The organism is Herbaspirillum sp. C7C8, assembly GCF_022627875.1.
Classification (GTDB): Bacteria; Pseudomonadota; Gammaproteobacteria; order Burkholderiales; family Burkholderiaceae_D; genus Herbaspirillum.
Window position 1 is genome coordinate 343,188 of the sequence record NZ_JABXGG010000002.1, and the last position, 22,159, is coordinate 365,346.

General features: G+C 63.6%; 24 protein-coding genes. 19 read left to right on the forward strand and 5 right to left on the reverse strand.

The genetic code is table 11. The annotated features are described in order from the left end of the window. The first annotated feature begins 14 nt into the window (after positions 1-14). The 7 genes from HWE01_RS03795 to HWE01_RS03825 all read left to right on the forward strand — a co-directional run bounded on the left by HWE01_RS03795 (position 15) and on the right by HWE01_RS03825 (position 5,839). Positions 15-848: an ATP-binding cassette domain-containing protein gene (locus HWE01_RS03795; protein WP_241821122.1), complete on the forward strand. Its 834-nt coding sequence runs from the start codon at positions 15-17 to the stop codon at positions 846-848. Between the two features lie 106 nt (positions 849-954). Further along, the gene (locus HWE01_RS03800; protein ID WP_006464491.1) at positions 955-1,170 is read left to right on the forward strand and encodes a TOBE domain-containing protein; all 216 of its coding nucleotides are present in this window, start codon (positions 955-957) and stop codon (positions 1,168-1,170) included. A gap of 107 nt (positions 1,171-1,277) precedes the next feature. Then, positions 1,278-1,862, forward strand: a complete 585-nt coding sequence (locus HWE01_RS03805) for an RBBP9/YdeN family alpha/beta hydrolase (RefSeq protein ID WP_175343170.1) — start codon at positions 1,278-1,280, stop codon at positions 1,860-1,862. A gap of 158 nt (positions 1,863-2,020) precedes the next feature. After that, complete coding sequence (gene cysT / locus HWE01_RS03810; RefSeq protein WP_008327465.1) at positions 2,021-2,911, forward strand: sulfate ABC transporter permease subunit CysT; 891 nt, start codon at positions 2,021-2,023, stop codon at positions 2,909-2,911. Between the two features lies 1 nt (position 2,912). Next, the gene (gene cysW, locus HWE01_RS03815) at positions 2,913-3,818 is read left to right on the forward strand and encodes a sulfate ABC transporter permease subunit CysW (RefSeq protein ID WP_008327466.1); all 906 of its coding nucleotides are present in this window, start codon (positions 2,913-2,915) and stop codon (positions 3,816-3,818) included. A gap of 9 nt (positions 3,819-3,827) precedes the next feature. Further along, complete coding sequence (locus tag HWE01_RS03820; protein WP_008327467.1) at positions 3,828-4,907, forward strand: sulfate/molybdate ABC transporter ATP-binding protein; 1,080 nt, start codon at positions 3,828-3,830, stop codon at positions 4,905-4,907. Then, positions 4,904-5,839 (forward strand): CysB family HTH-type transcriptional regulator, encoded by a 936-nt coding sequence (locus HWE01_RS03825; RefSeq protein ID WP_241821123.1) that lies wholly within the window; start codon positions 4,904-4,906, stop codon positions 5,837-5,839. The genes HWE01_RS03820 and HWE01_RS03825 overlap by 4 nt, the downstream gene beginning before the upstream one ends. Positions 5,840-5,992: 153 nt before the next feature. Here the strand turns inward: HWE01_RS03825 and HWE01_RS03830 are convergent, their stop codons facing one another. Together HWE01_RS03830 and HWE01_RS03835 are read right to left on the reverse strand one after the other, a co-directional pair. Then, positions 5,993-6,193, reverse strand: a complete 201-nt coding sequence (locus HWE01_RS03830; RefSeq protein ID WP_008327471.1) for a hypothetical protein — start codon at positions 6,191-6,193, stop codon at positions 5,993-5,995. 146 nt (positions 6,194-6,339) lie between these two features. Then, the gene (locus HWE01_RS03835) at positions 6,340-7,191 is read right to left on the reverse strand and encodes a M15 family metallopeptidase (RefSeq protein ID WP_241821124.1); all 852 of its coding nucleotides are present in this window, start codon (positions 7,189-7,191) and stop codon (positions 6,340-6,342) included. A 219-nt stretch (positions 7,192-7,410) separates the two neighbouring features. On the opposite strand from HWE01_RS03835, the gene HWE01_RS03840 reads away from it, so the two are divergent. Continuing rightward, positions 7,411-7,698, forward strand: a complete 288-nt coding sequence (locus HWE01_RS03840; protein ID WP_008327473.1) for a hypothetical protein — start codon at positions 7,411-7,413, stop codon at positions 7,696-7,698. Positions 7,699-8,245: 547 nt separating this feature from the next. Here HWE01_RS03840 and HWE01_RS03845 read toward each other — a convergent pair. Continuing rightward, a complete protein-coding gene (locus tag HWE01_RS03845) occupies positions 8,246-9,058 on the reverse strand; it encodes a phosphodiester glycosidase family protein (RefSeq protein ID WP_050978069.1) in 813 nt (270 codons plus the stop codon). Between the two features lie 412 nt (positions 9,059-9,470). Between HWE01_RS03845 and HWE01_RS03850 the strand changes: the two genes are divergently transcribed. The 7 genes from HWE01_RS03850 (at position 9,471) to HWE01_RS03880 (ending at position 16,891) form a co-directional block, all read left to right on the forward strand. Beyond that, on the forward strand, positions 9,471-10,601 hold the full coding sequence (locus HWE01_RS03850; RefSeq protein ID WP_008327475.1) for a branched-chain amino acid ABC transporter substrate-binding protein: 1,131 nt from the start codon (positions 9,471-9,473) through the stop codon (positions 10,599-10,601). 98 nt (positions 10,602-10,699) lie between these two features. Beyond that, positions 10,700-11,626: a high-affinity branched-chain amino acid ABC transporter permease LivH gene (livH, locus tag HWE01_RS03855; RefSeq protein WP_034350126.1), complete on the forward strand. Its 927-nt coding sequence runs from the start codon at positions 10,700-10,702 to the stop codon at positions 11,624-11,626. 43 nt (positions 11,627-11,669) lie between these two features. Next, positions 11,670-12,896 carry a high-affinity branched-chain amino acid ABC transporter permease LivM gene (locus tag HWE01_RS03860; protein WP_175343176.1) on the forward strand — a complete coding sequence of 409 codons (1,227 nt, stop codon included), beginning with the start codon at positions 11,670-11,672 and terminating at the stop codon, positions 12,894-12,896. Continuing rightward, positions 12,893-13,669, forward strand: a complete 777-nt coding sequence (gene livG, locus HWE01_RS03865; RefSeq protein ID WP_175343177.1) for a high-affinity branched-chain amino acid ABC transporter ATP-binding protein LivG — start codon at positions 12,893-12,895, stop codon at positions 13,667-13,669. The genes HWE01_RS03860 and livG overlap by 4 nt, the downstream gene beginning before the upstream one ends. Continuing rightward, positions 13,669-14,373: an ABC transporter ATP-binding protein gene (locus tag HWE01_RS03870; protein ID WP_241821176.1), complete on the forward strand. Its 705-nt coding sequence runs from the start codon at positions 13,669-13,671 to the stop codon at positions 14,371-14,373. The genes livG and HWE01_RS03870 overlap by 1 nt, the downstream gene beginning before the upstream one ends. A gap of 263 nt (positions 14,374-14,636) precedes the next feature. Next, on the forward strand, positions 14,637-15,476 hold the full coding sequence (locus HWE01_RS03875; protein ID WP_008327491.1) for an ABC transporter substrate-binding protein: 840 nt from the start codon (positions 14,637-14,639) through the stop codon (positions 15,474-15,476). Between the two features lie 44 nt (positions 15,477-15,520). Further along, positions 15,521-16,891, forward strand: a complete 1,371-nt coding sequence (locus HWE01_RS03880; protein ID WP_241821125.1) for an MFS transporter — start codon at positions 15,521-15,523, stop codon at positions 16,889-16,891. A gap of 33 nt (positions 16,892-16,924) precedes the next feature. Here the strand turns inward: HWE01_RS03880 and HWE01_RS03885 are convergent, their stop codons facing one another. Both HWE01_RS03885 and hppD read right to left on the reverse strand, forming a co-directional pair. Further along, a complete protein-coding gene (locus HWE01_RS03885) occupies positions 16,925-17,278 on the reverse strand; it encodes a FlxA-like family protein (RefSeq protein ID WP_241821126.1) in 354 nt (117 codons plus the stop codon). Between the two features lie 181 nt (positions 17,279-17,459). Further along, the gene (gene hppD / locus HWE01_RS03890) at positions 17,460-18,584 is read right to left on the reverse strand and encodes a 4-hydroxyphenylpyruvate dioxygenase (RefSeq protein ID WP_175343181.1); all 1,125 of its coding nucleotides are present in this window, start codon (positions 18,582-18,584) and stop codon (positions 17,460-17,462) included. 147 nt (positions 18,585-18,731) lie between these two features. On the opposite strand from hppD, the gene HWE01_RS03895 reads away from it, so the two are divergent. The 4 genes from HWE01_RS03895 (at position 18,732) to alkB (ending at position 22,137) form a co-directional block, all read left to right on the forward strand. Further along, positions 18,732-19,250: an Lrp/AsnC family transcriptional regulator gene (locus HWE01_RS03895; protein ID WP_008327495.1), complete on the forward strand. Its 519-nt coding sequence runs from the start codon at positions 18,732-18,734 to the stop codon at positions 19,248-19,250. A 159-nt stretch (positions 19,251-19,409) separates the two neighbouring features. Further along, a complete protein-coding gene (ada, locus tag HWE01_RS03900; RefSeq protein ID WP_008327501.1) occupies positions 19,410-20,522 on the forward strand; it encodes a bifunctional DNA-binding transcriptional regulator/O6-methylguanine-DNA methyltransferase Ada in 1,113 nt (370 codons plus the stop codon). 53 nt (positions 20,523-20,575) lie between these two features. Continuing rightward, entirely contained in the window at positions 20,576-21,487 is a 912-nt protein-coding gene (locus HWE01_RS03905) for an alpha/beta hydrolase (protein WP_008327503.1), read from the forward strand. Then, a complete protein-coding gene (alkB, locus tag HWE01_RS03910; protein ID WP_008327504.1) occupies positions 21,484-22,137 on the forward strand; it encodes a DNA oxidative demethylase AlkB in 654 nt (217 codons plus the stop codon). Before HWE01_RS03905 ends, alkB begins: the two co-directional genes overlap by 4 nt. Positions 22,138-22,159 lie beyond the last annotated feature (22 nt).

A 22,159-nucleotide genomic window follows, 5' to 3' on the forward strand; every position in this document is an offset into this window, starting at 1 on the left:
ATCAGGAACCCATCATGCGCAATGACCTCCAGGAACACCAGCAGTTGAGCCGCACCGCCACCCGGGGCGTGGGCCTGAGACTGCGCGCCGTGTCCAAGGTATTCAGCGGCCGCAGCGTGCTGCACGACATCGATCTGGATATCGAACCCGGCGAATTCGTCGCCATCGTCGGTCGCAGCGGCTGCGGCAAGAGCACCTTGCTGCGCCTGGTGTCCCGGCTCGATGGCGCCAGCGGCGGCGAAGTCCGCTATGAACACGCCGGCAGCGGCCCGGCCGAGGTTCGCATCATGTTCCAGGAGGCGCGCCTGCTGCCGTGGAAGCGGGTCCTGGCCAACGTGGCGCTGGGCCTGCCGGCACAGGCGGCGCCACAAGCGCTCAAGGCGTTGCGCCAGGTCGGCCTGGAGCAGCGCGCCGGTGAATGGCCGGCGGTGCTTTCCGGTGGCCAGCGTCAGCGTGTGGCGCTGGCGCGCGCGCTGGTGCACGACCCGCAATTGCTGCTGCTGGATGAACCGCTGGGCGCCCTCGATGCGCTTACCCGCATCGAGATGCAGACCCTGATCGAATCGCTCTGGCGCGAACGTGGTTTCACCGCCTTGCTGGTGACCCACGACGTACAGGAAGCCATCGCCCTGGCCGACCGCGTGCTGCTGATCGAGGATGGACGCGTGGCGCTGGACCAGCGCATCGACCTGGCGCGCCCGCGTTCACGCGGCCAGGCCCAGTTTGCCGCGCTGGAAGAAGCCATCCTGGCGCGGGTGCTGCGGCACCCCGGTAGTGAGGCGGTGACAGAGCCATCTGAAGCTTTCTTCACACCACGTGGCGTACAGCAGGTGCAGTGGGCGGTGTGAGTTTGAGCGCATGAAGGTTTGACCCGATTTTCGGTTCTGTAGTCGTATCCCATTTCAACCCCTGCGGCGCGGCAGGTGCCGACGCCGTTTCATCAAGGAGCAAAGCATGACCATTCAGGCAATCAACGTCCGTAACCAGTTCAAGGGCAAGGTCAAGGCCATCATCGAAGGCTCGGTGGTATCCGAAGTGGATGTGGAAACCCCGGCCGGCATCGTGACCTCGGTCATCACCACCCGCTCCGTGAAGGACCTGGGCCTGACCATCGGCAGCGAAGTGGTGGCGCTGGTCAAGGCCACCGAGGTGTCGATCGCCAAGTTGTGATCGCATGAGCTCCCCGCCGCTGCGCATCGTCAGCGGCGCGGGATCTTTGCCCGCAGCCCCATGGCCTCAGGCATACTGCATGAATCATCACTCGCTGTGGAGCCTGCATGAGTCTGACCTCTCCTTCTTCCTCCATCACGCCGGCGCGGCTGGCGGATTTTCGTGTATTGGTGGCACCGGGCCTCTCCGACAGCGGCCCGGAACACTGGCAGTCGCGCTGGCAGCGGCTGTATCCCGCCTTCGAACGGGTGCAGCAGGAGGATTGGGAAACCCCCGACCTGCCGCGCTGGTCGGCCCGCCTGGGCGAAGTGCTGGCGCGCGATGGCCGGCCTACGGTGATCGTGGCGCACAGCTTTGGCTGCCTGACCACCGTGCATCGCACGGCGGCCCTGCAGGCGGCCTCCGAGGGCTCTGCGCATCCCATCGTGGCGGCCTTGCTGGTGGCGCCCGCTGACCCGGTCAAATTCAGCCTGAGCGCAGCGGTGCGGCACAAGCTGCCGTATCCCGCCTTGGTGGTGAGCAGCGAGAACGACCCGTGGATGAGCGCCGAGCGCGCCCGCCACTGGGCCGAGGCCTGGGGCGCGCAGTTCCGCTCGGTGGGCGCACGCGGCCACATCAATTCCGAATCCGGACTGGGCGACTGGACCGAAGGGCAACAGTGGCTGCTGGAGTTGCTCGAACGCATCAATTGAGCGTTTGCTGTCGCCGTTCCCAAGCGCATCAGGCCCGGTGAAGACCGCGGTTTATGCGCTTTTCTTCTAAAGACATGCAAAAAGCTTCGTTCTCTTTATAACCAGTGGGTGCGAATATCGCGCATCCATAGTCGCATTGGTAATAACAAGAGAACGACATGTCTTCTTCCCCTGTATCCCTTGCCGCCCCCGGGGCGGTGCCGGCCAAGGCCGCTGCCGGCACCAGTGGACGTGTGCTGCCCGGTTTCCGGCTGTCGCTGGGCTTCACCATCTTCTACCTGGCGCTGATCGTATTGATCCCGCTGTCGGCCTTGTTCCTGAAGACCTTCACCCTGACCTGGAGCGGCTTCATCGACGCGGTGACCTCGCCGCGCGTGATGGCTTCCTATCGCTTGAGCTTCGGCGCTTCGCTGATCGGCGCCTTCCTCAACGTGATCTTCGGCGGCATCGTGGCCTGGGTGCTGGTGCGTTATCGCTTCCCCGGCAAGCGCATCATCGATGCCCTGGTGGACCTGCCTTTCGCCTTGCCCACTGCGGTGGCCGGCATCGCCCTGACCACGCTGTATTCGCAGAACGGCTGGCTGGGCAAGCTGCTGGTGCCGCTGGGCATCAAGGTCGCTTTCACGCCGCTGGGCGTGCTGGTGGCGCTGACCTTCATCGGTCTGCCCTTCGTGGTGCGCACCGTGCAACCGGTGCTGGAAGAAGCCGAGCGCGAGCTGGAAGAAGCTGCCGCCAGCCTCGGTGCCAGCCGCTGGCAAACCTTTGTCCGGGTGATCTTCCCGACCATTCTGCCGGCGCTCTTGACCGGGTTTGCACTGGCGTTTGCGCGCGCCTCCGGTGAATACGGCTCGGTGGTCTTCATCGCCGGCAACATGCCGATGGTGTCGGAAATCACGCCGCTGTTCATCGTCACCAAGCTGGAACAATACGACTACGCCGGTGCCACGGCCATCGCCATGGTGATGCTGGTGGTGTCCTTCCTGCTGCTGTTGACCATCAATCTGCTGCAAGCCTGGACCCGCAAGCGCGGCCAGTCGGAGAGGAACTGAGATGAGCGCCACCCCCGGTTCCGTCCTCCACCAGGCCCAGGCGATTGCGCGTGGCGAACCGCCCTTGACGCCGGCTGCCACCACCGAACCGTTTTGGGTCCGGGCGCTGCTGATCGGCATCGCGCTGGTGTTCCTGACCCTGTTCCTGTTCGTGCCACTGGTGGCCGTGTTCTACGAAGCCCTGCGCAAGGGATGGGATGTCTATGTTGCGTCCATCACCGAAGCCGATGCCTGGTCTGCCATCAAGCTGACCCTCATCACCGCCGCCATCGCGGTACCGCTGAACCTGGTCTTCGGGGTGGCTGCCGCCTGGGCCATCGCCAAGTTCGAGTTCCGTGGCAAGAACGTGCTGCTGACGCTGATCGATTTGCCGTTCTCGGTCTCGCCGGTGATCTCGGGCCTGATCTACGTGCTGCTGTTCGGCCTGCAAGGTTATCTCGGCCCCTGGCTGCGCGAGCATGACATCAAGATTCTCTTCGCCGTGCCGGGCATCGTGCTGGCCACGCTCTTCGTGACCTTCCCGTTCGTGGCGCGCGAGCTGATCCCGCTGATGCAGTCGCAGGGCAGCGAGGAAGAAGAAGCCGCGCTGGTACTGGGCGCCTCCGGCTGGCGCACCTTCTGGCACGTCACGCTGCCCAACATCAAGTGGGGCCTGCTGTATGGCGTGATCCTCTGCAATGCCCGCGCCATGGGCGAGTTTGGCGCCGTCTCGGTGGTGTCCGGTCATATTCGCGGCGAGACCAATACCATCCCGCTGCAGGTCGAGATCCTCTACAACGAATTCAACATCACCGGCGCCTTCGCCGTGGCGTCGCTGCTGGCCTTCCTGGCCCTGGCCACGCTGGTGATCAAGAGTGTCATCGAGTGGCGGCTGCACCAGCAGCACAGCGCCAGCGAACAAGTCTAAGGAGTCACCATGAGCATCGCAGTCCATCACATCCAGAAGCGTTTCGGCAGCTTCACCGCGCTCAACGACGTTTCGCTCGATTTTCCGACGGGCGAACTGACGGCCCTGCTGGGGCCGTCCGGCTGCGGCAAGACCACGCTCTTGCGCATCATCGCCGGTCTCGAATCGCCCGATTCCGGCCAGGTGCTGCTCGATGGCGAAGACGCCTCGGCACGCCACGTGCGTGAGCGCCAGGTCGGGTTCGTGTTCCAGCACTATGCGCTGTTCAAGCACATGACCGTGTTCGAGAACATCGCCTTCGGCCTGCGCGTCAAGCCGCGTGCGCAACGTCCCTCGGAGGCCATCATCGGCGAGAAGGTCAAGCGTCTGCTGGAACTGGTGCAACTGGACTGGCTGGCCGAGCGCTATCCGCCGCAGCTTTCGGGCGGCCAGCGCCAGCGCATTGCCTTGGCCCGGGCACTGGCGGTGGAGCCGCGCGTGCTGCTGCTGGACGAACCCTTTGGTGCCCTCGATGCCAAGGTGCGCAAGGAACTGCGCCGCTGGCTGCGGCGCCTGCATGATGAACTGCACGTCACCAGTATCTTCGTCACCCACGACCAGGAAGAAGCGCTGGAAGTGGCCGACCAGGTAGTGCTGATGAACAAGGGGCAGGTCGAGCAGATCGGCACGCCCGAGACGGTCTACAACCATCCGGCCTCACCCTTCGTCTACGGCTTTCTGGGCAATGTGAACCTGTTCCATGGTCGCCTGCATGAAGGCGTACTCGATGCCGGTGGTGCGCGCTTCGAGGCCCCCGGCCACGACGATATCCGCGATGCAGCCGGCGTCGGTTTCGTGCGTCCGCATGATCTCGACGTGGAACGCTATGCGCCCGGTGCCGAAGGCATCGTGGTACAACTTCGGCGCGCGCATGCCATCGGTCCGTTGGCGCAACTGGAACTGGAGCGCGATGACAATGCCGAGCTGATCGAAGCCGTCATCCCCAATGAACGCTTCGCGCAACTGGGCTTGAAGAACGGCGAGACGCTGGTGGTGCGTCCGCGCCGCCTGCAGGTCTTTGCACAGCAGGAAGGAGGGCAGGCACGATGAATTTCCAGCAGCTGCGTTCCATCCGCGAAGCCGCGCGTTGCGGCTTCAACCTGACCGAAGTGGCCAATGTGCTCTTCACCTCGCAACCCGGCGTGAGCCGCCAGATCCGAGAGCTGGAGGAAGAGCTGGGCGTGGAGATCTTCGAGCGCAACGGCAAGCGCCTGACCGGCCTGACCGAACCCGGCAAGGGCATCCTCGGCATCGTCGAGCGGCTCCTGCTGGAAGCCGAGAACCTGCGCCGTGCCAGCAAGGAATACGCCGGTGAGCAGAACGGTACGCTCTCCATTGCCACCACCCACACCCAGGCGCGCTACGTGCTGCCGCGCGTGGTGCAGGCGTTTCGCGATGCCTTCCCGCAGGTGCGCATCGCCCTGCAGCAGAGCGCGCCGGAACACATCGCCGAATGGGTCATCTCGGGCAAGGCCGACATCGGCATCGCCACCGAAGGCCTGTCGCAGTTCAAGGAACTGGTGTCCTTCCCCTGCTATACCTGGAGCCACGTGATCGTGGTGCCGCAAGGCCATCCTTTGCTGGGGCTGGAGCAGGTCACGCTGGAAGACTTGGGCACCTGGCCGCTCATCACCTACGACGTCGGCTTTACGGGCCGGGGCCACATCGATGAAGCCTTCCGCCAGGCCGGCATCGAACCGGACATCGTGCTCACGGCCATGGATTCCGACGTGATTCAGCAATACGTCTCGCTGGGCATGGGGGTGGGGCTGGTGGCCTCGATGGCGGTGGATCAGGGCAAGCATCAGGAGATGGTGGCCATCCATGCCTCGCACCTGTTCAAGGCCAATATCGCGCGGCTCGCAGTGCGGCGGGGAGCGTATCTGCGCGGCTATGCCTTCGATTTCATCCAGCAGTTCGCGCCGGAGCTCAAGCGCGCCGACATCGTCAATGCGCTCAATGAGGCCAATGCGCAATCCTGAAGGGATGGTCGGGCAGGGGAGGCTGGCCAGATGGTGTGGCATGTCGCGGGGGAGTGGAACTGTACCGGGCCACTTCCCCGAAGTGACAGAACAAAGGCCGGGCAGTGTTTGCGCACTGTCCGGCCTTTGTCATTGCGGGCGGGGTGGTGCCGCTTACACCGTGCGGGTCGGTGTCGTGGTGAAGGTGCTGGTATCCGTACTGCTGGGCTGGGCGGTAGTGGACTGGGCCACTTGGGTGGACTGTCCGGTGGCTTTCAGGATGTCGTTGAAATTGATGGCTGGCTTCTTCTGCGCCTGCTGGCCGCCGGCTGGTGCGTTGCCGTGATAAATGGCGGAAATGGAATTGATCGACATGCGTACACTCCTCAAGTAAGGCTGTCCCCCGGGCAGCGCCCAGACCGGTATTGCCGGGGCAGTATAGGGGGGGACTTGGTGTCTGCTGCGGCGGTTTACCGAAACTTGCGCATCTTTACCTGTCCTGCATGGACGGCGTGCGCTGCTTACTTGCGCAGGCGCGCGGCGCACTGATCGCGCAGGCGGGTATCTTCGGGCGCATCGTCATCGGCCTGTGCCCCGTCCGGATGTGCGCACCGCCGGTAGCGGGCGACGTAGCGTTCAAACTCGGCGCGTGCCTGGGCCTTGGGCAGGCTGGCCAGTTTCAGGATGAAGCTGCGGCTGCCGATCTCGAAGTGCTGGTAATCGATGGGTTGTTTCCACTGGCCGCCCCAGACCAGGAATCCGTGTTCATAAAAGACGCTCACCACCTCCTCGGCCATGCCCGGTTGCAGCGGCATGCGTTGCAGATAGGCTGCGCCCTTCGGCGGCAGGACCTCCTGTTCGGTGCTGCCCGCCTTGCTGACATACGGGTTTTGCAGCGGGTTGATGTCGATGGCCGCGCCATAGGCATGCTTGGACCAGCCACCACCGCCCGTCATGGGTCGGCCATTGAAGGCCGAACTGTTGTTGGCGGCCATGGAGCGCTGGTCGTCGCCTTCATAGGCTTCCAGCGGCTGGGCACCGGCCAGCGGGAAGGAGCGCAGCAGCAGCTCGCCGAACAGCGCTTCCACCTGGGGCGCCAGGGCATCGAGCACCACCACGCTGCCGTGGCGGGTGGCGCCGTCGAAATCGGTGTAGTCGAAGCTGACCGTGGCCAGTTGCGTGCAGCGCACCGGATTGCCCGAGGTGATGACCTTGTTGTTGCGCATCTGGGCGCACTGGGCGGGCGAGACCGGCCTGATGTCGGCATGGGCGGCCAGCGGCAGGCTCGTGGCCAGGACGCTGGCGGCCATGGCCAGCAAGCGGCAGACAGGCAAGCGGGCGAGGGCAGGGAAGCGGGCGGTCAGAGTCGTCATGGAAGGCGATGATACGGGTTTTTCGCCGGGAAAGTGTTGTCATGGATGCCACACTGCCTGTGATGGCTGACATCAAGATGCGCTGTTTTCTGACAGCCTGGGCGGGCCGGAGCGGGAATAATCGGGGTCCAGAAGCTGTCGAATTCCGGCAAGCGGGCGCTCTGTGCCTGGCGGGCCGCCATTTCGGCAAATCCCTTCAACAACCTTAGGAGGCATCACATGCAGATTCGTCACACCCTCTTGGCTGCCGCCGTATTCACCGCTGTTCTGGCAGGTTGCAACAAGCGCGACGAAGCGCCGGCCGCTCCTGCTGCCGCCCCGCCGGCCGCATCGGAACCGGCACCGGCAAGCACTGCCCCGACCACGCCGGCGCCGGCCGATTCCGGTACCGCTGCGGGCTCGACCGCCATGCCGGCTGCTCCGACCCCGACCACGCCTTCGGATTCCTCGGCCACCAGCCCGAGCACGCCGCCGGCCACCACTGGCGACAGCGGTACGCAAAAGTAAGCGCCACATCATAAGAGCCAACAAGAACGGCAACAGCCGCACCCTCTCCCGCAGTGGGAACAGCACTGCATACGCCGCGACGGGCGACTGTCGCGGCGTTTTCTTGTTTGGCGGGGGGGCAGGGTGGATTGCGGCTTTTTCAGGGAAATGTGAAGCTTCTTGCTGATGACCTGGCCTGCAGGCCGGATCTGTATCAGTGCGCGAAAAATCTTTCCGAACTTTTTTTTGCGGCCCGTAGTCGTACAGGTGGTTGAACTGTTCCTTCAACCTCCCTCTTGATAGGGAACTTGCCCGCAGTGTATTGGCTGCGGGCTTTTTTTTGTCTTGTGGGAGCCTTACGTGGTCATCCAAGTCCTCAAATTAACCTATGTTGCTACGCAAGTCAGTGATCTCGTAAAGATCTCGATGTAGGTTGAAAAGATGCCGAGTACCGAGATAGCTCGCTGGGCTCAAGATCCTGGTGCTTACCCCTGCAAGGTAATTCTTCCAGAAGCTGGCTGGTCAAGATCTAAGTTCAGTACTGCCATTCAAGTAGCGGTTTTCGCCGCTACTTCCCCCCATCCCCCTTCACCACCGCAATCATGGCCCCGAACGCCGGACCCATATTGGCTTCCAGCGTGGGATACATGCGCGAGATGCTGCCATCCAGGTACAAGGCGTCACTGCATTTGAGTTCATCCCGAAGGAAACTGGCGAAATCGTAAAAGCTGATCGGATTGCGCGCAATGGCCAGCGTGACCATGCCGCCCGCGTCCAGGCAGACCGCATTGCGCACCACCTTGTTGGCCGAATCGGGATCGAAGCGCGGATTGATCTGGCCGTCCACGATCATCAAGGGCCCTGATTGCGTGGCATAGCGCGTCACGGCATTCCACAGGCCCAGCTCGGCTTGATAGTCGGAGGTCTCGACGATGTAAGCCTGACGCTCGCTCAACACGAACACCCCATTGGGTTGCAGATAGAAATTGCCATACGCGTTCTTGCGCGTATTGAGGCGGCGCAGCTGGTTGCCGCCTTCCACATACAAGCCCAGCGGCTGCAACTGCTTGTCATAGATGCCGGCATTGGTGGCACACACCATCTGCTGACCCTGATCGCGTAAATGCGCGTCGAGCCGGCTGAAATTGCCCAGCGGCGTGCCGTTGGCATCCTTCCAGTACATGCGGATGCTGTCGCTGCGCGGATCGGCGCGGCAGGTGCTGATGAAGACCCGGTGATACTGGTACTGGCGCACCTCTGCCGCCTGCGCCCGCGGGCTGTTGCCTCCCAGGAGCAGTCCCGGTACCAGGCTTGCTGTGGCCAGCAGTCGCAGGAGGGCAGGGTGCAGGTGGCGGGAGGGAAAAAGAGGGAAGCGAAGCATCGAAACCAGGTCTTGTTCTGCGGGAATGCGGAGGGCGAGGCGGTATTGTAAATGGCGCAAGCCGGGCTTGCCACGGGAAATCCGGATCAGGCCGTAAAGCCAGTCCCATCAAGCCTTTCAGGACAATGCACCGAATTGGATCTTGTTGCAGTGCGGTTCTGCACCGAATGTGGGAAAATGAAGAAAAACAGCATGAAATGTGCGAAAAATCGAAGGCGGCAGCGCATAAATGATGGGGTTTGACGAAATTTCAAAAAAAATTTGCCCCAAATGACGGCAGTGTTACACTCTGCCCCCATGTTGCGGCCAGCCTCCCGTAAAACGGGGTCAGGTATCCACAACCCTACGCGCGCCGGCCTGCTGGCCAGGTAACGGCGCCTCTTGAATCCATTCCATCCCGGAGGAAACGACAATGAAGTTTGCAAGCCGTCTGACCAAGATCGCCCTGGCCGCCGCCACCTTCGCCGGCTGTGCCGCCTCGGCCGGCCTGGCCCACGCCGAAACCGTCAAGATCGCCATCGCCGGTCCCCTGACCGGTGCCGTGGCCCAGTACGGCGACATGGTCAAGGCCGGTGCCCTCACCGCCATCGAACAGATCAACGCCGCCGGCGGCGCCAACGGCAACAAGTTCGAAGCCGTCATGATGGATGACGCCTGCGAACCCAAGCAGGCCGTGGCCGTGGCCAACAAGATCGTCAGCCAGAATATCAAGTACGTGATCGGTCACGTCTGCTCCGGCTCCACCATTCCGGCTTCCGATATCTACGAGAACGAAGGCGTGGTCATGATCACCCCCTCGGCCACTGCACCGCAGCTGACCGAAGCCAAGCCGCACAAGTTCATCTTCCGCACCATCGGCCGCGACGACCAGCAAGGTCCTGCCGCCGCCCGCTACGTGATCGAGAAGCTCAAGCCCAAGAAGGTCGCCGTGCTGCACGACAAGCAGTCCTACGGCCAGGGCGTGGCCTCCTCGGTGAAGGCGGCGCTGGATGCGGCCAAGGTGCCGGTGGTGGTGTTCGAAGGCATTAACGCTGGTGACAGCGACTACTCGGCCATCGTCACCAAGTTGAAGTCGCAGGGGGTGGACTTCGTCTATTTCGGCGGCTACCACCCGGAGATGGGCCTGATCATGCGCCAGGCGCGTGAGCAGGGCGTCAAGGCCGTCTTCATGGGCCCCGAAGGCGTGGGCAACAAGGACATCACCGCCATCGCCGGCCCGGCCTCCGAAGGCATGCTGGTGACCTTGCCGGCCGACTTCGCCGCCGACCCGGCCAATGCCGCCCTGGTCAAGGCCTTCGCTGCCGCCAAGCGTGACGCCAACGGTCCGTTCCAGATGCCGGCCTACTCGGCCGTGAAGATCATCGCCGACGCCATCACCGGCAGCAAGTCCACCGATCCCGAAAAGGTCGCGGCCTACATCCATGCCAACAGCTTCAAGACCCCCATCGGCAACGTCGAATACGACAAGAAGGGTGACCTGAAGGCCTTCAAGTTCGTGGTCTTCACCTGGCACAAGGATGCCACCAAGACCGAAGCCAAGTGATTCTCTTCGAATCGCTGGCCTGACTGTCTGACCTGACGTCAAACCGCGAAATGCCCCATTGCTTCGGAATGGGGCATTTCCACTTTCCGGGTTCCCTCATGAATGAATTGCTCCCTCAACTGACCCAGCAGCTCGTCAACGGGCTCTCGCTGGGTGCGATCTATGCCCTGATCGCCATCGGCTACACCATGGTCTACGGCATCATCGGCATGATCAACTTCGCCCACGGCGAAATCTACATGATCGCTTCCTACGTCGGCCTGGTGACGCTCACAGCCATCGGCGTGCAGTCCGGTTATCCCTTGCCGCTGCTCTTGGGCGGTGCGCTCATCGTCTCGGTCCTGGTGACGGGCCTCTATGGCTGGACCGTCGAACGCGTGGCCTATCGTCCGCTGCGCGGCGGGCCGCGCCTGGTGCCGCTGATCTCGGCCATCGGCATGTCCATCTTCCTGCAGAACTATGTGCAGATCGGCCAGGGCGCACGCGACATGTCGGTGCCGGTGCTGATCTCGGGCGCGCTGGAGTTCCAGATGGGCAGCGACTTCACCGTCACCGTGCCGTATTCGCGCATGGTCATCGTGGGCGTGACGCTGGTGCTGATGGTGGCCCTGACGCTGTTCATCGCACGCTCGCGCATGGGCCGTGCCTGCCGCGCCTGCGCTGAAGACATGGGCATGGCCAACCTCCTGGGCATCGATACCAACAAGGTGATTTCCTTCACCTTCGTCCTGGGCGCGATGCTGGCGGCGGTGGGCGGCGTGTTGATTGCGCTGACCATCGGCAAGCTCAATCCCTACATCGGCTTCATCGCCGGCATCAAGGCCTTCACGGCGGCGGTGCTGGGCGGCATCGGCAGCATTCCCGGCGCCATGCTGGGCGGCGTACTGCTGGGTCTGGCCGAGACCTTCGCGGCCGGCTACCTGCCTTCCGAATACAAGGACGTGGTGTCCTTCGGCCTGCTGGTGCTGATCCTGCTGTTCCGTCCCACGGGCCTGTTGGGCAAGCCCGACATCGAAAAGGTCTGAGCCTGCTGCGCTCGACGGACAACGACAAATTCAAGGAGGCGTGATGCCTGAGACTTTCAAGAATGCCGTGGCGGCGGCGCTGGTGACCGCCGTATTGACCATCCCGCTGCTGGGCATGCAGCTGCAGCTGGAGGGCTACCGCGTGGTCCTCAATACCCACTGGACCCCGGTGCTGGTGGCGGTGCTGGCCGTGTTCCTGTTCCAGCTGGCCAAGCCGGCGCTCTTGCGCACCCGCGCCGGCATCAAGCTGCCGACGCTGCCGCGCATGCAGCCGGGCCAGCAGCGCGCGGCCATGATGATCCTGCTGATGGCCGCGCTGGTGTGGCCCTTCTTCGGTTCGCGCGGCTATGTGGACGTGATGACTCTGGCGCTGATCTACGTGGTGCTGGGCCTGGGCCTGAACATCGTGGTCGGTTTCGCCGGCCTGCTCGACCTGGGTTACGTCGGCTTCTATGCCGTGGGTGCCTACACCTATGCGCTGTGCAACCAGTACTTCGGCCTCTCGTTCTGGGAGTGCGTGCCGCTGTCGGCGGCTGCCGCCGCACTGTTCGGCTTCCTGCTGGGCTTCCCGGTGCTGCGCCTGCGCGGTGACTACCTGGCCATCGTCACGCTGGGCTTCGGTGAAATCATCCGTCTCTTGCTCAACAACATGACCAGCCTGACCGGCGGACCGGATGGCATCTCCGGCATCCCCAAGCCGACCGTGTTCGGCGTGGTGATGGCGCGCAATCCGCTGACCGAAGGCGGCACCACCTTCCACCAGATGTTCGGCCTGAGCTATCAGGGCGCGCATATGGTGATCTTCCTGTACTTCCTGGCCTTGCTGATGGTGCTCTTTACCTGGTTCGTCACCAGCCGCCTGCTGCGCATGCCCATGGGCCGCGCCTGGGAAGCGCTGCGTGAAGACGAGATCGCCTGCCGCTCGCTGGGCATCAATCCAACCCGCGTGAAGCTTTCCGCCTTCACGCTCGGTGCCGCCTTCGCCGGCCTGGCCGGTTCCTTCTTCGCCGCCCGCCAGGGTCTGGTGACGCCGGAATCCTTTACCTTCATCGAGTCCGCCCTGATCCTGGCCATCGTCGTGCTGGGGGGGATGGGCTCGCAGCTGGGCGTGATTCTGGCCGCCATCCTGCTGACCGTATTGCCGGAACTGGCGCGCAGCTTTGCCGAATACCGCATGCTGATCTTCGGCCTGGTGATGGTGCTGATGATGATGTGGCGTCCGCAAGGATTGCTCCCTGCAACCCGTCCGCACGTGGAGTTGCCGCAATGAATTCGTCCATGAAAACCATGCTGGAAGTGTCCAACCTGTCGATGCGCTTCGGTGGCCTCCTGGCCGTGGATGGCGTCTCGCTGGCCGTGCAGGAGCGCGAAGTCTTCGCCATCATCGGTCCCAACGGGGCCGGCAAGACTACCGTCTTCAACTGCATCAGCGGCTTCTATCAGCCGACCTCGGGCGAGATCGCTCTCGATGGCGTCTCGATTGCCCGCCAGCCCAGCCACCAGGTGGCGCAGCAGGGGCTGGTGCGGACCTTCCAGAATATCCGCCTCTTCAAGTCCATGACCGTGGTGGAAAACCTGCTGGTGGCACAACACCAGCAGGTCAACACCAACCTGCTGTCGGGCCTGCTCAAGACCGCGGCCTATCGCCGCTCCGAGCAGGAGGCGCTGCAACGCGCGGCCTACTGGCTGGATCAGCTCGGCCTGACCGCACTGGCCAATCGTGAGGCGGGCACGCTCTCGTATGGCCTGCAACGCCGCGTCGAGATTGCCCGCTGCATGATCACCAGGCCGCGCCTGCTGCTGCTGGATGAACCGGCTGCCGGCCTGAACCCGCAGGAGAAGCAGGAGCTGTCGCAACTGATCGACCGCCTGCGCCGCGAGCACGGCGTGGCCGTGCTGCTGATCGAACACGACATGAGCCTCATCATGGGCATCTCCGACCGCATCCTGGTCATGGAGCACGGCAAGCCCATCGTCACCGGCACCCCCGAACAGGTGCGTAGCGACGAGCGCGTGATCAAGGCTTATCTGGGAGAAGAATGATGCTGCAGTTTGACAAGGTGCATACCCACTATGGCGCCATCGAGGCCCTGCACGGCGTATCGCTGAAGGTGGAAAAGGGTGAGATCGTCACCCTCATCGGTGCCAACGGTGCCGGCAAGACCACCCTCTTGATGACGCTGTGCGGACGTCCGCGTGCCTCCGGCGGTCGTGTGATCTTCGAGGGCCAGGACATCACCCAGCTGCCGACCCACGAGATCATGCGCCGGGGACTTGCCATCTCGCCGGAAGGCCGACGCGTCTTCCCCAGTCTGACCGTGCTGGAGAACCTCCAGATGGGCGCCTTCTTCGCCAGCAATGACGAGATCGAGCAGGGCGTCGCGTACGTTTTCGGCCTTTTCCCGCGCCTCAAGGAGCGAGCGGCCCAGCGGGCCGGGACCATGTCCGGCGGCGAGCAGCAGATGCTGGCCATTGGCCGCGCCCTCATGAGCAAGCCGCGCCTGCTGTTGCTGGACGAACCCACGCTGGGCCTGGCCCCGCTGGTGATTGCGCAGATCTTCGAGATCATCCGCACCATCCGCGACAGCGGCGTGACGGTGTTCCTGGTCGAGCAGAACGCCAACAAGGCCCTGGGCGTGGCCGACCGTGGCTATGTGCTGGAAAACGGCCATGTGGTCATGTCCGATACCGGTGCCAACCTGCTGGCCAACAGCGACGTGCGCAAGGCTTATCTGGGCCACGGCTGAATTGTCCGTTGGCTGTCCGTTGACTGTCTGATCGCTGTCCGATGACGGCCCGGTCCTCACCCGACCGGGCCGTTGTCTTGTGGACCGGCCAGATGAAGCGGCAGGGCAGGGTGAACAGGTCATGTCAGGTGATGTGTACCGAAAACTGTCAGGGTACTGTATTGGTGCGTAGAGAGATTTGTTTGTAAAGTGTATGGGAGTGTCTGCTGCGAGTGACATCCGGGATTGTTTCGGGCTATCCTCGACGCTCGATGAGGAAAAGCATGAAAAAGATTTCGCAGCAACTCAAGCAACTGGGCATGGGCAGCCTGCTGTTGGCCGGGGCCTGGCTGGTTCCCGCTGCGGCGCACGCAGACCGCCTGGGGCAGATAGAGGCGCGTGGCGTGCTGATCTGCGCCACGCTGTCCAAGAATGAGCCGCTGGGATTTTCCGATCCGCTGACCGGCCAGATCGTCGGGTTTGATGTCGACATGTGCAGCGCGGTCGCTCGCAAGCTGGGCGTACAGATGCAGCACCGCAGTGTGACGGTGGAGGGGCGTCTGCCGGCGCTCATGAAGGGGGAGGTGGACCTGGTCTCGGCGGCCTTGGGCTATACCCGCGAACGCGCGCGCCTGATCGATTTCACGGCCTCGCATTACCAGAACCCGATCAAGCTGATCGTACAGAGTGATTCCGGCCTGAACCTGGTCTCCGACCTGGACGGCAAGCGCATCAGCGCCAATCGCGATTCCACCCCGGAGCAGGCGGTGCGGCGCGTGCTGCGCAAGGCCAGCTTGCTGACCTTCACCGACACACCGCAATCCTTCCTGGCGCTGGCGCAGGGCCAGGTCGATGCGCTGGCCATTTCGATGCCCTCGGGCATTCGTTTCGTCAATGAGTCGGGCGGACGGTTCCGCTTCGTCGAAGGCGCACTGGCCTGGGAGCCCACTGCACTGGGCGTCAAGAAGGGAGAGCACCGGCTGCTCGATGCCGTCAACCAGGCCCTGGCCGCACTGGAAAAGGAGGGCGAGATCGATGCCCTGTGGACCAAGTGGTATGGTCCCAAGACCAAGTTCAATATTCCCCGCGACAAGAAGTTGACGCCCATTTCGGCGTTCCGCTAAACGCCCTTTTCTTCCCTGTCTTCCCGGCGCCCCCGCGCAGAGTCATGTCTGTTACTTCCGTTCTTCCTTGCGTTTCTCCCGATCATGACGGCCTGCCGCCGCGCCAGCGCCTGCTGGCCATCGCCACGGTGGTGTTGGGCCTGACCATCGCCGTGCTCGACGGCTCCATCGCCAACCTGGCCTTGCCGGCCATGGCGGCCGATCTCAAGGCCAGCGATGCCGATGCGATCTGGGTCATCAACAGCTATCAGATCGCCATGGCGGTGTGCCTGCTGCCGCTGGCGTCGCTGGGAGAAGTGATCGGCTACCGGCGCGTCTACCTGGGCGGGCTGTTTCTCTTCACGCTGGCCTCGCTGGCCTGCGCGGCCAGCGGCGACATGCTGCAACTGAGCCTGGCGCGGGTACTGCAGGGACTGGGCGCAGCCGGGATCCTCTCGGTCAATACCGCACTGATCCGCTTCATCTATCCGGCCCGCCTGCTGGGTCGTGCCATCGGCTACAACGCCCTGGTAGCCGGCACCGGCAATGCCCTGGGCCCGACCGTGGCCGGCCTGATCCTGCATCTGGCCTCGTGGCACTGGCTGTTCCTCATCAACATCCCGCTCGGCCTGGTAGCGCTGGTCGTGGGCAACCGCGCCTTGCCGGCCAATCCGCTCTCGGAACGCCGTTTTGATCGCCAGAGCGCCTTGCTTTGCATGGGCTTCATCGGCTTGCTGCTCTATACCATCGATGCCGTCGGTCATCTGCAAGGCGGCTGGGTGGTGGCACTGTGCGCGCTGCTGACTGCCATCAGCCTGGTGCTGCTGTTGAAGCTGCAATCGCCCAGTGCGCCCATGTTGCCGCTGGACCTGTTGCGCATTCCCCTGTTTGCGCTCTCCATCGGTACTTCGTTCTGCTCCTTCGCGGCGCAGATGTCGGTCTTCGTGATGCTGCCCTTCCTGCTGCAGAATCAACTCGGCATGAGCGCAGCGCGCGCCGGTCTGTTGCTGACGGCCTGGCCGATTGCGGTAGCGCTCACCGGTGTGGTGGCGGGCAAGCTCTCGGATCGCATCTCGGCAGGCTTGCTGGGCGGGGTGGGGCTGGCGGTGATGTGCCTGGGCTTGCTGGCCCTGCTGACGGTGGACCGCAGCACGCCCGATGGCGTGATGCTGGCCATGTTTGCGGTATGCGGGGTTGGCTTCGGGCTGTTCCAGTCGCCCAACAATCGCACCATGATCAGCGCCGCGCCACGTGAGCGTACGGGCGGTGCCAGCGGCATGCTGGGAACGGCACGCCTGACCGGGCAGACTGTGGGTGCCTCGGTGGTGGCCATGCTCATGGGCATATCGGCCACGCCCTATGCGCCGGTGCTGTGCTTTGCCGCTGCCCTGGCGGGTGCGGCTTGTCTGGTGAGCCTGTCGCGGCTGCGTTATTGAGCCGGCAGAATCTTCAAGGAAGCGAAACCGGCCTCAAAGCACCGCTGCCGCCAGCTCGCCACGGGCATGCTGGTGTGCGGCATGGGCGGCCACCGACAGGGCCATGGTGAGATAGTTTTCGCCGCGCCTGCGCTGTCGCGCCTGCTGCTGTTCCAGCACGAACAACTGCTGGTAGAGCGTGCGGATCTGCTGCTGCAGCAACTGACGCTGCTGCTTGCCGTCGCGGTTGGCCGGGAAGCGGGCCAGGGATTGGGTCTGCTGTTGCAGCAGCAGGATACGATGACTCAATTGCGCCACCAGTTCGGCGGGGTCATGGTCCAGCGTGTCTGCCATGGCCGGTTCAGCTGGGGCGTGGGCAGGTTTTTCTTGTTCATACGCGACGTTCATGCGGACTCCGGCCCGTTGGGCGCAAGGGATTGCAAGGGGACAGCGGTGTTGCCTTTGCATGGATTTACGGCGCTCCCGGCGCGATCTTGAGTCTCGGAAAGTAAAAAAACGAAAAGACGCAGGCCCGGCCAGGGCGCTGCGTCTTTTGCATGGCGGCTGCAGGAGCGCGTTCGCCCGGCGGTCAGATCACGCCACGGCGCATCTGGTCCAGCTCGATGGATTCGAACAGAGCCTTGAAATTGCCCTCGCCAAAACCGTCATTGCCCTTGCGCTGGATGATTTCATAGAACACCGGGCCGATCAGGTTCTGGGTGAAGATCTGCAGCAGCAGACCCTGGCCCGCCGTGGGGGCGCCGTCGATGAGGATCTTCAGCTCGCGCAGGGCATCGAGGTCTTCGCCATGACCGGGGATGCGCCGCTCCACCAGGTCATAGTAGGTGGCGATGGTGTCCTGCAGCGGCACCCCACGTGCATACAGGGCGCGCACGGTCTGGTAGATGTCGTCGGTGCCCAGGGCAATGTGCTGGATGCCTTCGCCGTTGTACTGCTTGATGAATTCCTCGATCTGCGACTTGTCGTCGGCGCTCTCGTTGATGGGAATGCGGATCTTGCCGCAGGGGCTGGTCATGGCGCGCGAACGCAGGCCCGTGACCTTGCCCTCGATGTCGAAATACTTGATCTCGCGGAAGTTGAACAGGCGCGTGTAGAACGAAGACCAGGTATCCATCGCGCCGCGCATGACGTTGTGGGTCAGGTGGTCGATGTAGGTCAGGCCGACGCCCTTGGGGTTGCGCTCCACGTCGGGGAAGAACTGAAAATCGACATCATAGATGGAGCCGTTGTCGCCATAGCGATCCACCAGATACAGCAGCGAACCGCCGATGCCACGAATGGCAGGAATGTTCAGTTCCATCGGACCGAGCTTGGCTTCCACGCCTTCAGCGCCCAGTTCCAGTGCACGTTTGTACACATGGGCTGCATCCCGCACCCGGAAGGCCATGGCGTTGACCGAGGCGCCGTGCACCTGGGCAAAGGCGGCGGCATTGCTGTGGGGTTCGCCGTTGAGGATGAAGTTGATTTGGCCCTGGCGATACAGGGTGACATTCTTGGAACGGTGGCGCGCCACCGCCGTGAAGCCCATCAGCTCCAGCACGGCGGCAATGCCGGCCGGATCGGCGGCAGTGTACTCGACGAACTCGAAGCCGTCGGTGCCCATGGGGTTGTCGAACAGGTCGCCACTGACGGTGGTGGCGGTATTGGCGGTATTGACGGCTGCGGTGGCGAACTGGGTGTCTGCGTGGCCCATCTGGTGTCTCCTCGAATAGGGAGGGCCGACAAGCGCGGCCCATGCGAGGAGTTTATTGCGTCAAGACTGCAATTTGTGATTGTTTTTTGCGCGATATATTAGATAATATGCACAAATAATTCTTAAATATGAACTTTGGAGAGACAAATGAGCATCATCAACGTGGATCGCTACGACCTGGCCTTGCTGACCGAATTGCAGCGAGACGGCCATATTACCAATAGCGCGCTGGGTCTGAAAGTGCATCTGTCCACTTCGCAGATCAGCCGTCGCGTACAACGGCTGGAAGAAGCCCACGTCATCGAGCGCTATACCGCCGTGCTGGACCCGGCCGTGGTCGGCCTGGGCGTGACCGCCTTCACCACCGTGACCCTGGACCGCCAGGGCGAAACCCGTGGCGAACTCTTCGAGAAAGCCGTGGAATCCATGCCGGAAGTGACCGAGTGCTTTTCCGTCACCGGCGAGGGCGACTACATCCTGCGCATCGTCGCCCCCGACCTGGCGGCGTTTTCCGAATTCATGATGACCCGGCTGCTGCGCCTGCCGGGCGTGACCAACGTCAAGTCCAACATCACCTTGAAGAAGGTCAAGCAATCGCACGAGCTGCCGCTGGAACACGTGATGCAGCCGGTGAAGTCGCGCCAGCGCATCCGTTTCTCGCAGTGAGCTGAACCACATGATGTGAAAATTCAATGATGGATGGCTGCCATCATTGAATTGTCCGATGATGCGTTTCATCCACGCAGCAATTCAAAAGCAATGATCGGAGTGCATCGTCGGTAGCACGCGCCTAGAATCAGTGCCATCTGATTCCGGGAGCACTCCATGCTGACCATGACTTCTACCCCCATGCCGGGCCCGGCCACCGATGCTGCGCTCCTCGACCCGCAAACCTGCTGGCAAGCCGTGCAGCAGCGCGATGCCGGCTTCGATGGTCGGTTCTGGTATTCGGTGCGCAGCACCGGTGTCTATTGCCGGCCCTCCTGTGGCGCACGGACGCCCTTGCGCAGGAATGTGGACTTCCATGCCAGCTGTGCGGCGGCCGAAGCGGCTGGTTTTCGTCCCTGCCAGCGCTGCAAGCCTGACCAGCCCCCCCTGCACGAACGCCAGGCCCGCGCCATCGCGCAGGCCTGCCGCCTGATCGAGCAGGCCGGTGAACCGCCTGACACCGCCACCCTGGCCCAGGCCGCGGGTCTGAGTCGCTATCACTTCCATCGTCTGTTCAAGCAACAGACGGGGCTCACCCCCAAGGGCTATGCCGAGGCCTACCGCGCCGCACGCCTGCGCGCGCAACTGGGCGGCAGTGCCAGCGTGACCGAGACGCTCTACGAAGTCGGCTTTGCTTCCAGCGGAGGCTTCTATGCCCGCAGTACCGCGCAGTTGGGCATGCAGCCTGACGTCTACCGGCGCGGCGGCCAGGGCGAGAAAATCCGCTTCGCGGTGGCGCAATGCTGGCTGGGGGCCTTGCTGGTGGCAGCGACCGAACAGGGCATCTGCGCTGTCGCCCTGGGCAGCGAGCCCGAGCCCCTGTTGCAGCAACTGCAGGACCGCTTTCCCCACGCCGATCTCGCCCCCGGTGATGCCGCCTTCGAGCAGACTCTCGCGCAGGTACTGGCAGCGCTGGACGACCCTCGCCAGGGCACTGCCTTGCCGCTGGACATCCGTGGCACGGCCTTCCAGCAGCGCGTCTGGCAAGCCCTGCGTGCGGTGCCGCCAGGCATCACGCTGACCTACGCCGAACTGGCCGCGCGCATCGGTCAGCCCAATGCCGTGCGCGCCGTAGCCAATGCCTGTGCCCGCAACGAGATCGCCTTGCTGATTCCCTGCCATCGCATCGTGCGCCTGGATGGCACGCCCTCGGGCTATCGCTGGGGTATCGCGCGCAAGGCCGCCTTGCTCGCGCATGAAGCAGGGAGCCGGGACGACGCCCCCTCCTGAAGGCTTTGTCGTGCGCGGCTACAATAGGTTTTTCTTCATGGCTGGAGTTGCGCATGCACGTACTTGGCAAGGCCGGTCTCGCGTTCGCTGGCGCGGTACTGATCCTGGGTGGCGTCGTCGCCTGTTCACCGCTGACGGCCATCAATGCCCTCACGCCCACTTCCTCCTACGTCAAGACCGAAGGCGTGGCGTATGCCAACACCGATAACCCGCGTCAAAAGCTCGACATCTATCGCCCGGTCGGCGCCCCGCAAGCCGGTTCCGGTCCTGGCTTGCCGGTGGTGGTCTTCTTCTATGGCGGCAGCTGGAACGAGGGCAGCCGCAAGGACTACGCCTTCGTCGGCGAGGCCTTGAGTTCGCGTGGCTACATCGCGGTGCTGCCGGACTACCGCGTCTATCCCGAAGTCCGCTATCCGGATTTCGTCAAGGACAGTGCCCAGGCCGTGGCCTGGACCCTGCGTTCGGTGCGCGAGCTGGGTGGCGATCCCCAGCGCGTCTTTGTCATGGGACATAGTGCCGGTGCCTACAACGCCGCCATGGTGGCGCTGGACCCACGCTGGCTGCACGCAGCGGGCGCCTCGCCGGATGCTCTGCGCGGCTGGATCGGACTGGCCGGACCGTATGATTTCCTGCCCATCGAAAACGCGGACGTGAAACCGGTTTTCTTCGCCCCCGATTCCCCGCCGGATTCGCAACCGGTGCGCCACGTGCAGGCGGGTGCGCCCCCTGCGCTGCTGATCGCCTCGCACAAGGATCGGCTGGTCTCGGCCGAACGCAACACCGCTGGCCTGGCCAGGCTGCTGCGCGCCCGGCAGGTGCCGGTGGTGGAGCGCTACTTCGACAACACATCGCATGCCTCGCTGGTCGGCAGTCTGGCCAGGCCGCTGCGCTTCATCGCGCCGACATTGGATGAAGTGAGCCACTTCATCGACAATCCCCCCCCACGTCCGGAGCCCGCGCGGTGAGCGGCGATCTCTTCGCTGGCCTGGCGCGTGATCCTTCGATGGAGACCCTCACCGAGGGCGCGCTGCTGCTGCGCGCCTTTGTCGATGAAGACGAAGCGATCCGGTTGATGGCCGCCATCGACACCGTGCTGGAAGCTTCGCCCCTGCGCCACATGCAGACACCGGGAGGCTTTCGCATGTCGGTAGCGATGAGCAATTGCGGTCGGTATGGCTGGGTGACGGATCGTCGCGGCTATCGCTATCAGTCACGCGATCCGCTGGTCGAGCGCGACTGGCCGGCCATGCCCGCCCTCTTCGCGGCATTGGCCGGGCGGGCGGCGGCGGCGGCGGGTTTCGCCGGATTCGATCCTGACGCCTGTCTCATCAATCGCTATGAACCTGCTGCCCGCATGTCGCTGCACCAAGACAAGAATGAACTGGACATGACCCAACCGATTGTCTCGGTCTCGCTGGGCTTGCCTGCGACTTTCCTCTTCGGGGGCATGGCACGCACCGACAAGCCGCAGCGCATGCGCCTGGAAAGTGGCGATGTGGTGGTGTGGGGCGGCCCGGCGCGCCTGGCCTTCCACGGCATCGATCCGTTGCGCGAGGGCGAGCATGCGCTCACCGGACGCTGCCGCTACAACCTTACTTTCCGCCGCGCCCGTTGAGCGCTCCCCATCGTGCAGCATG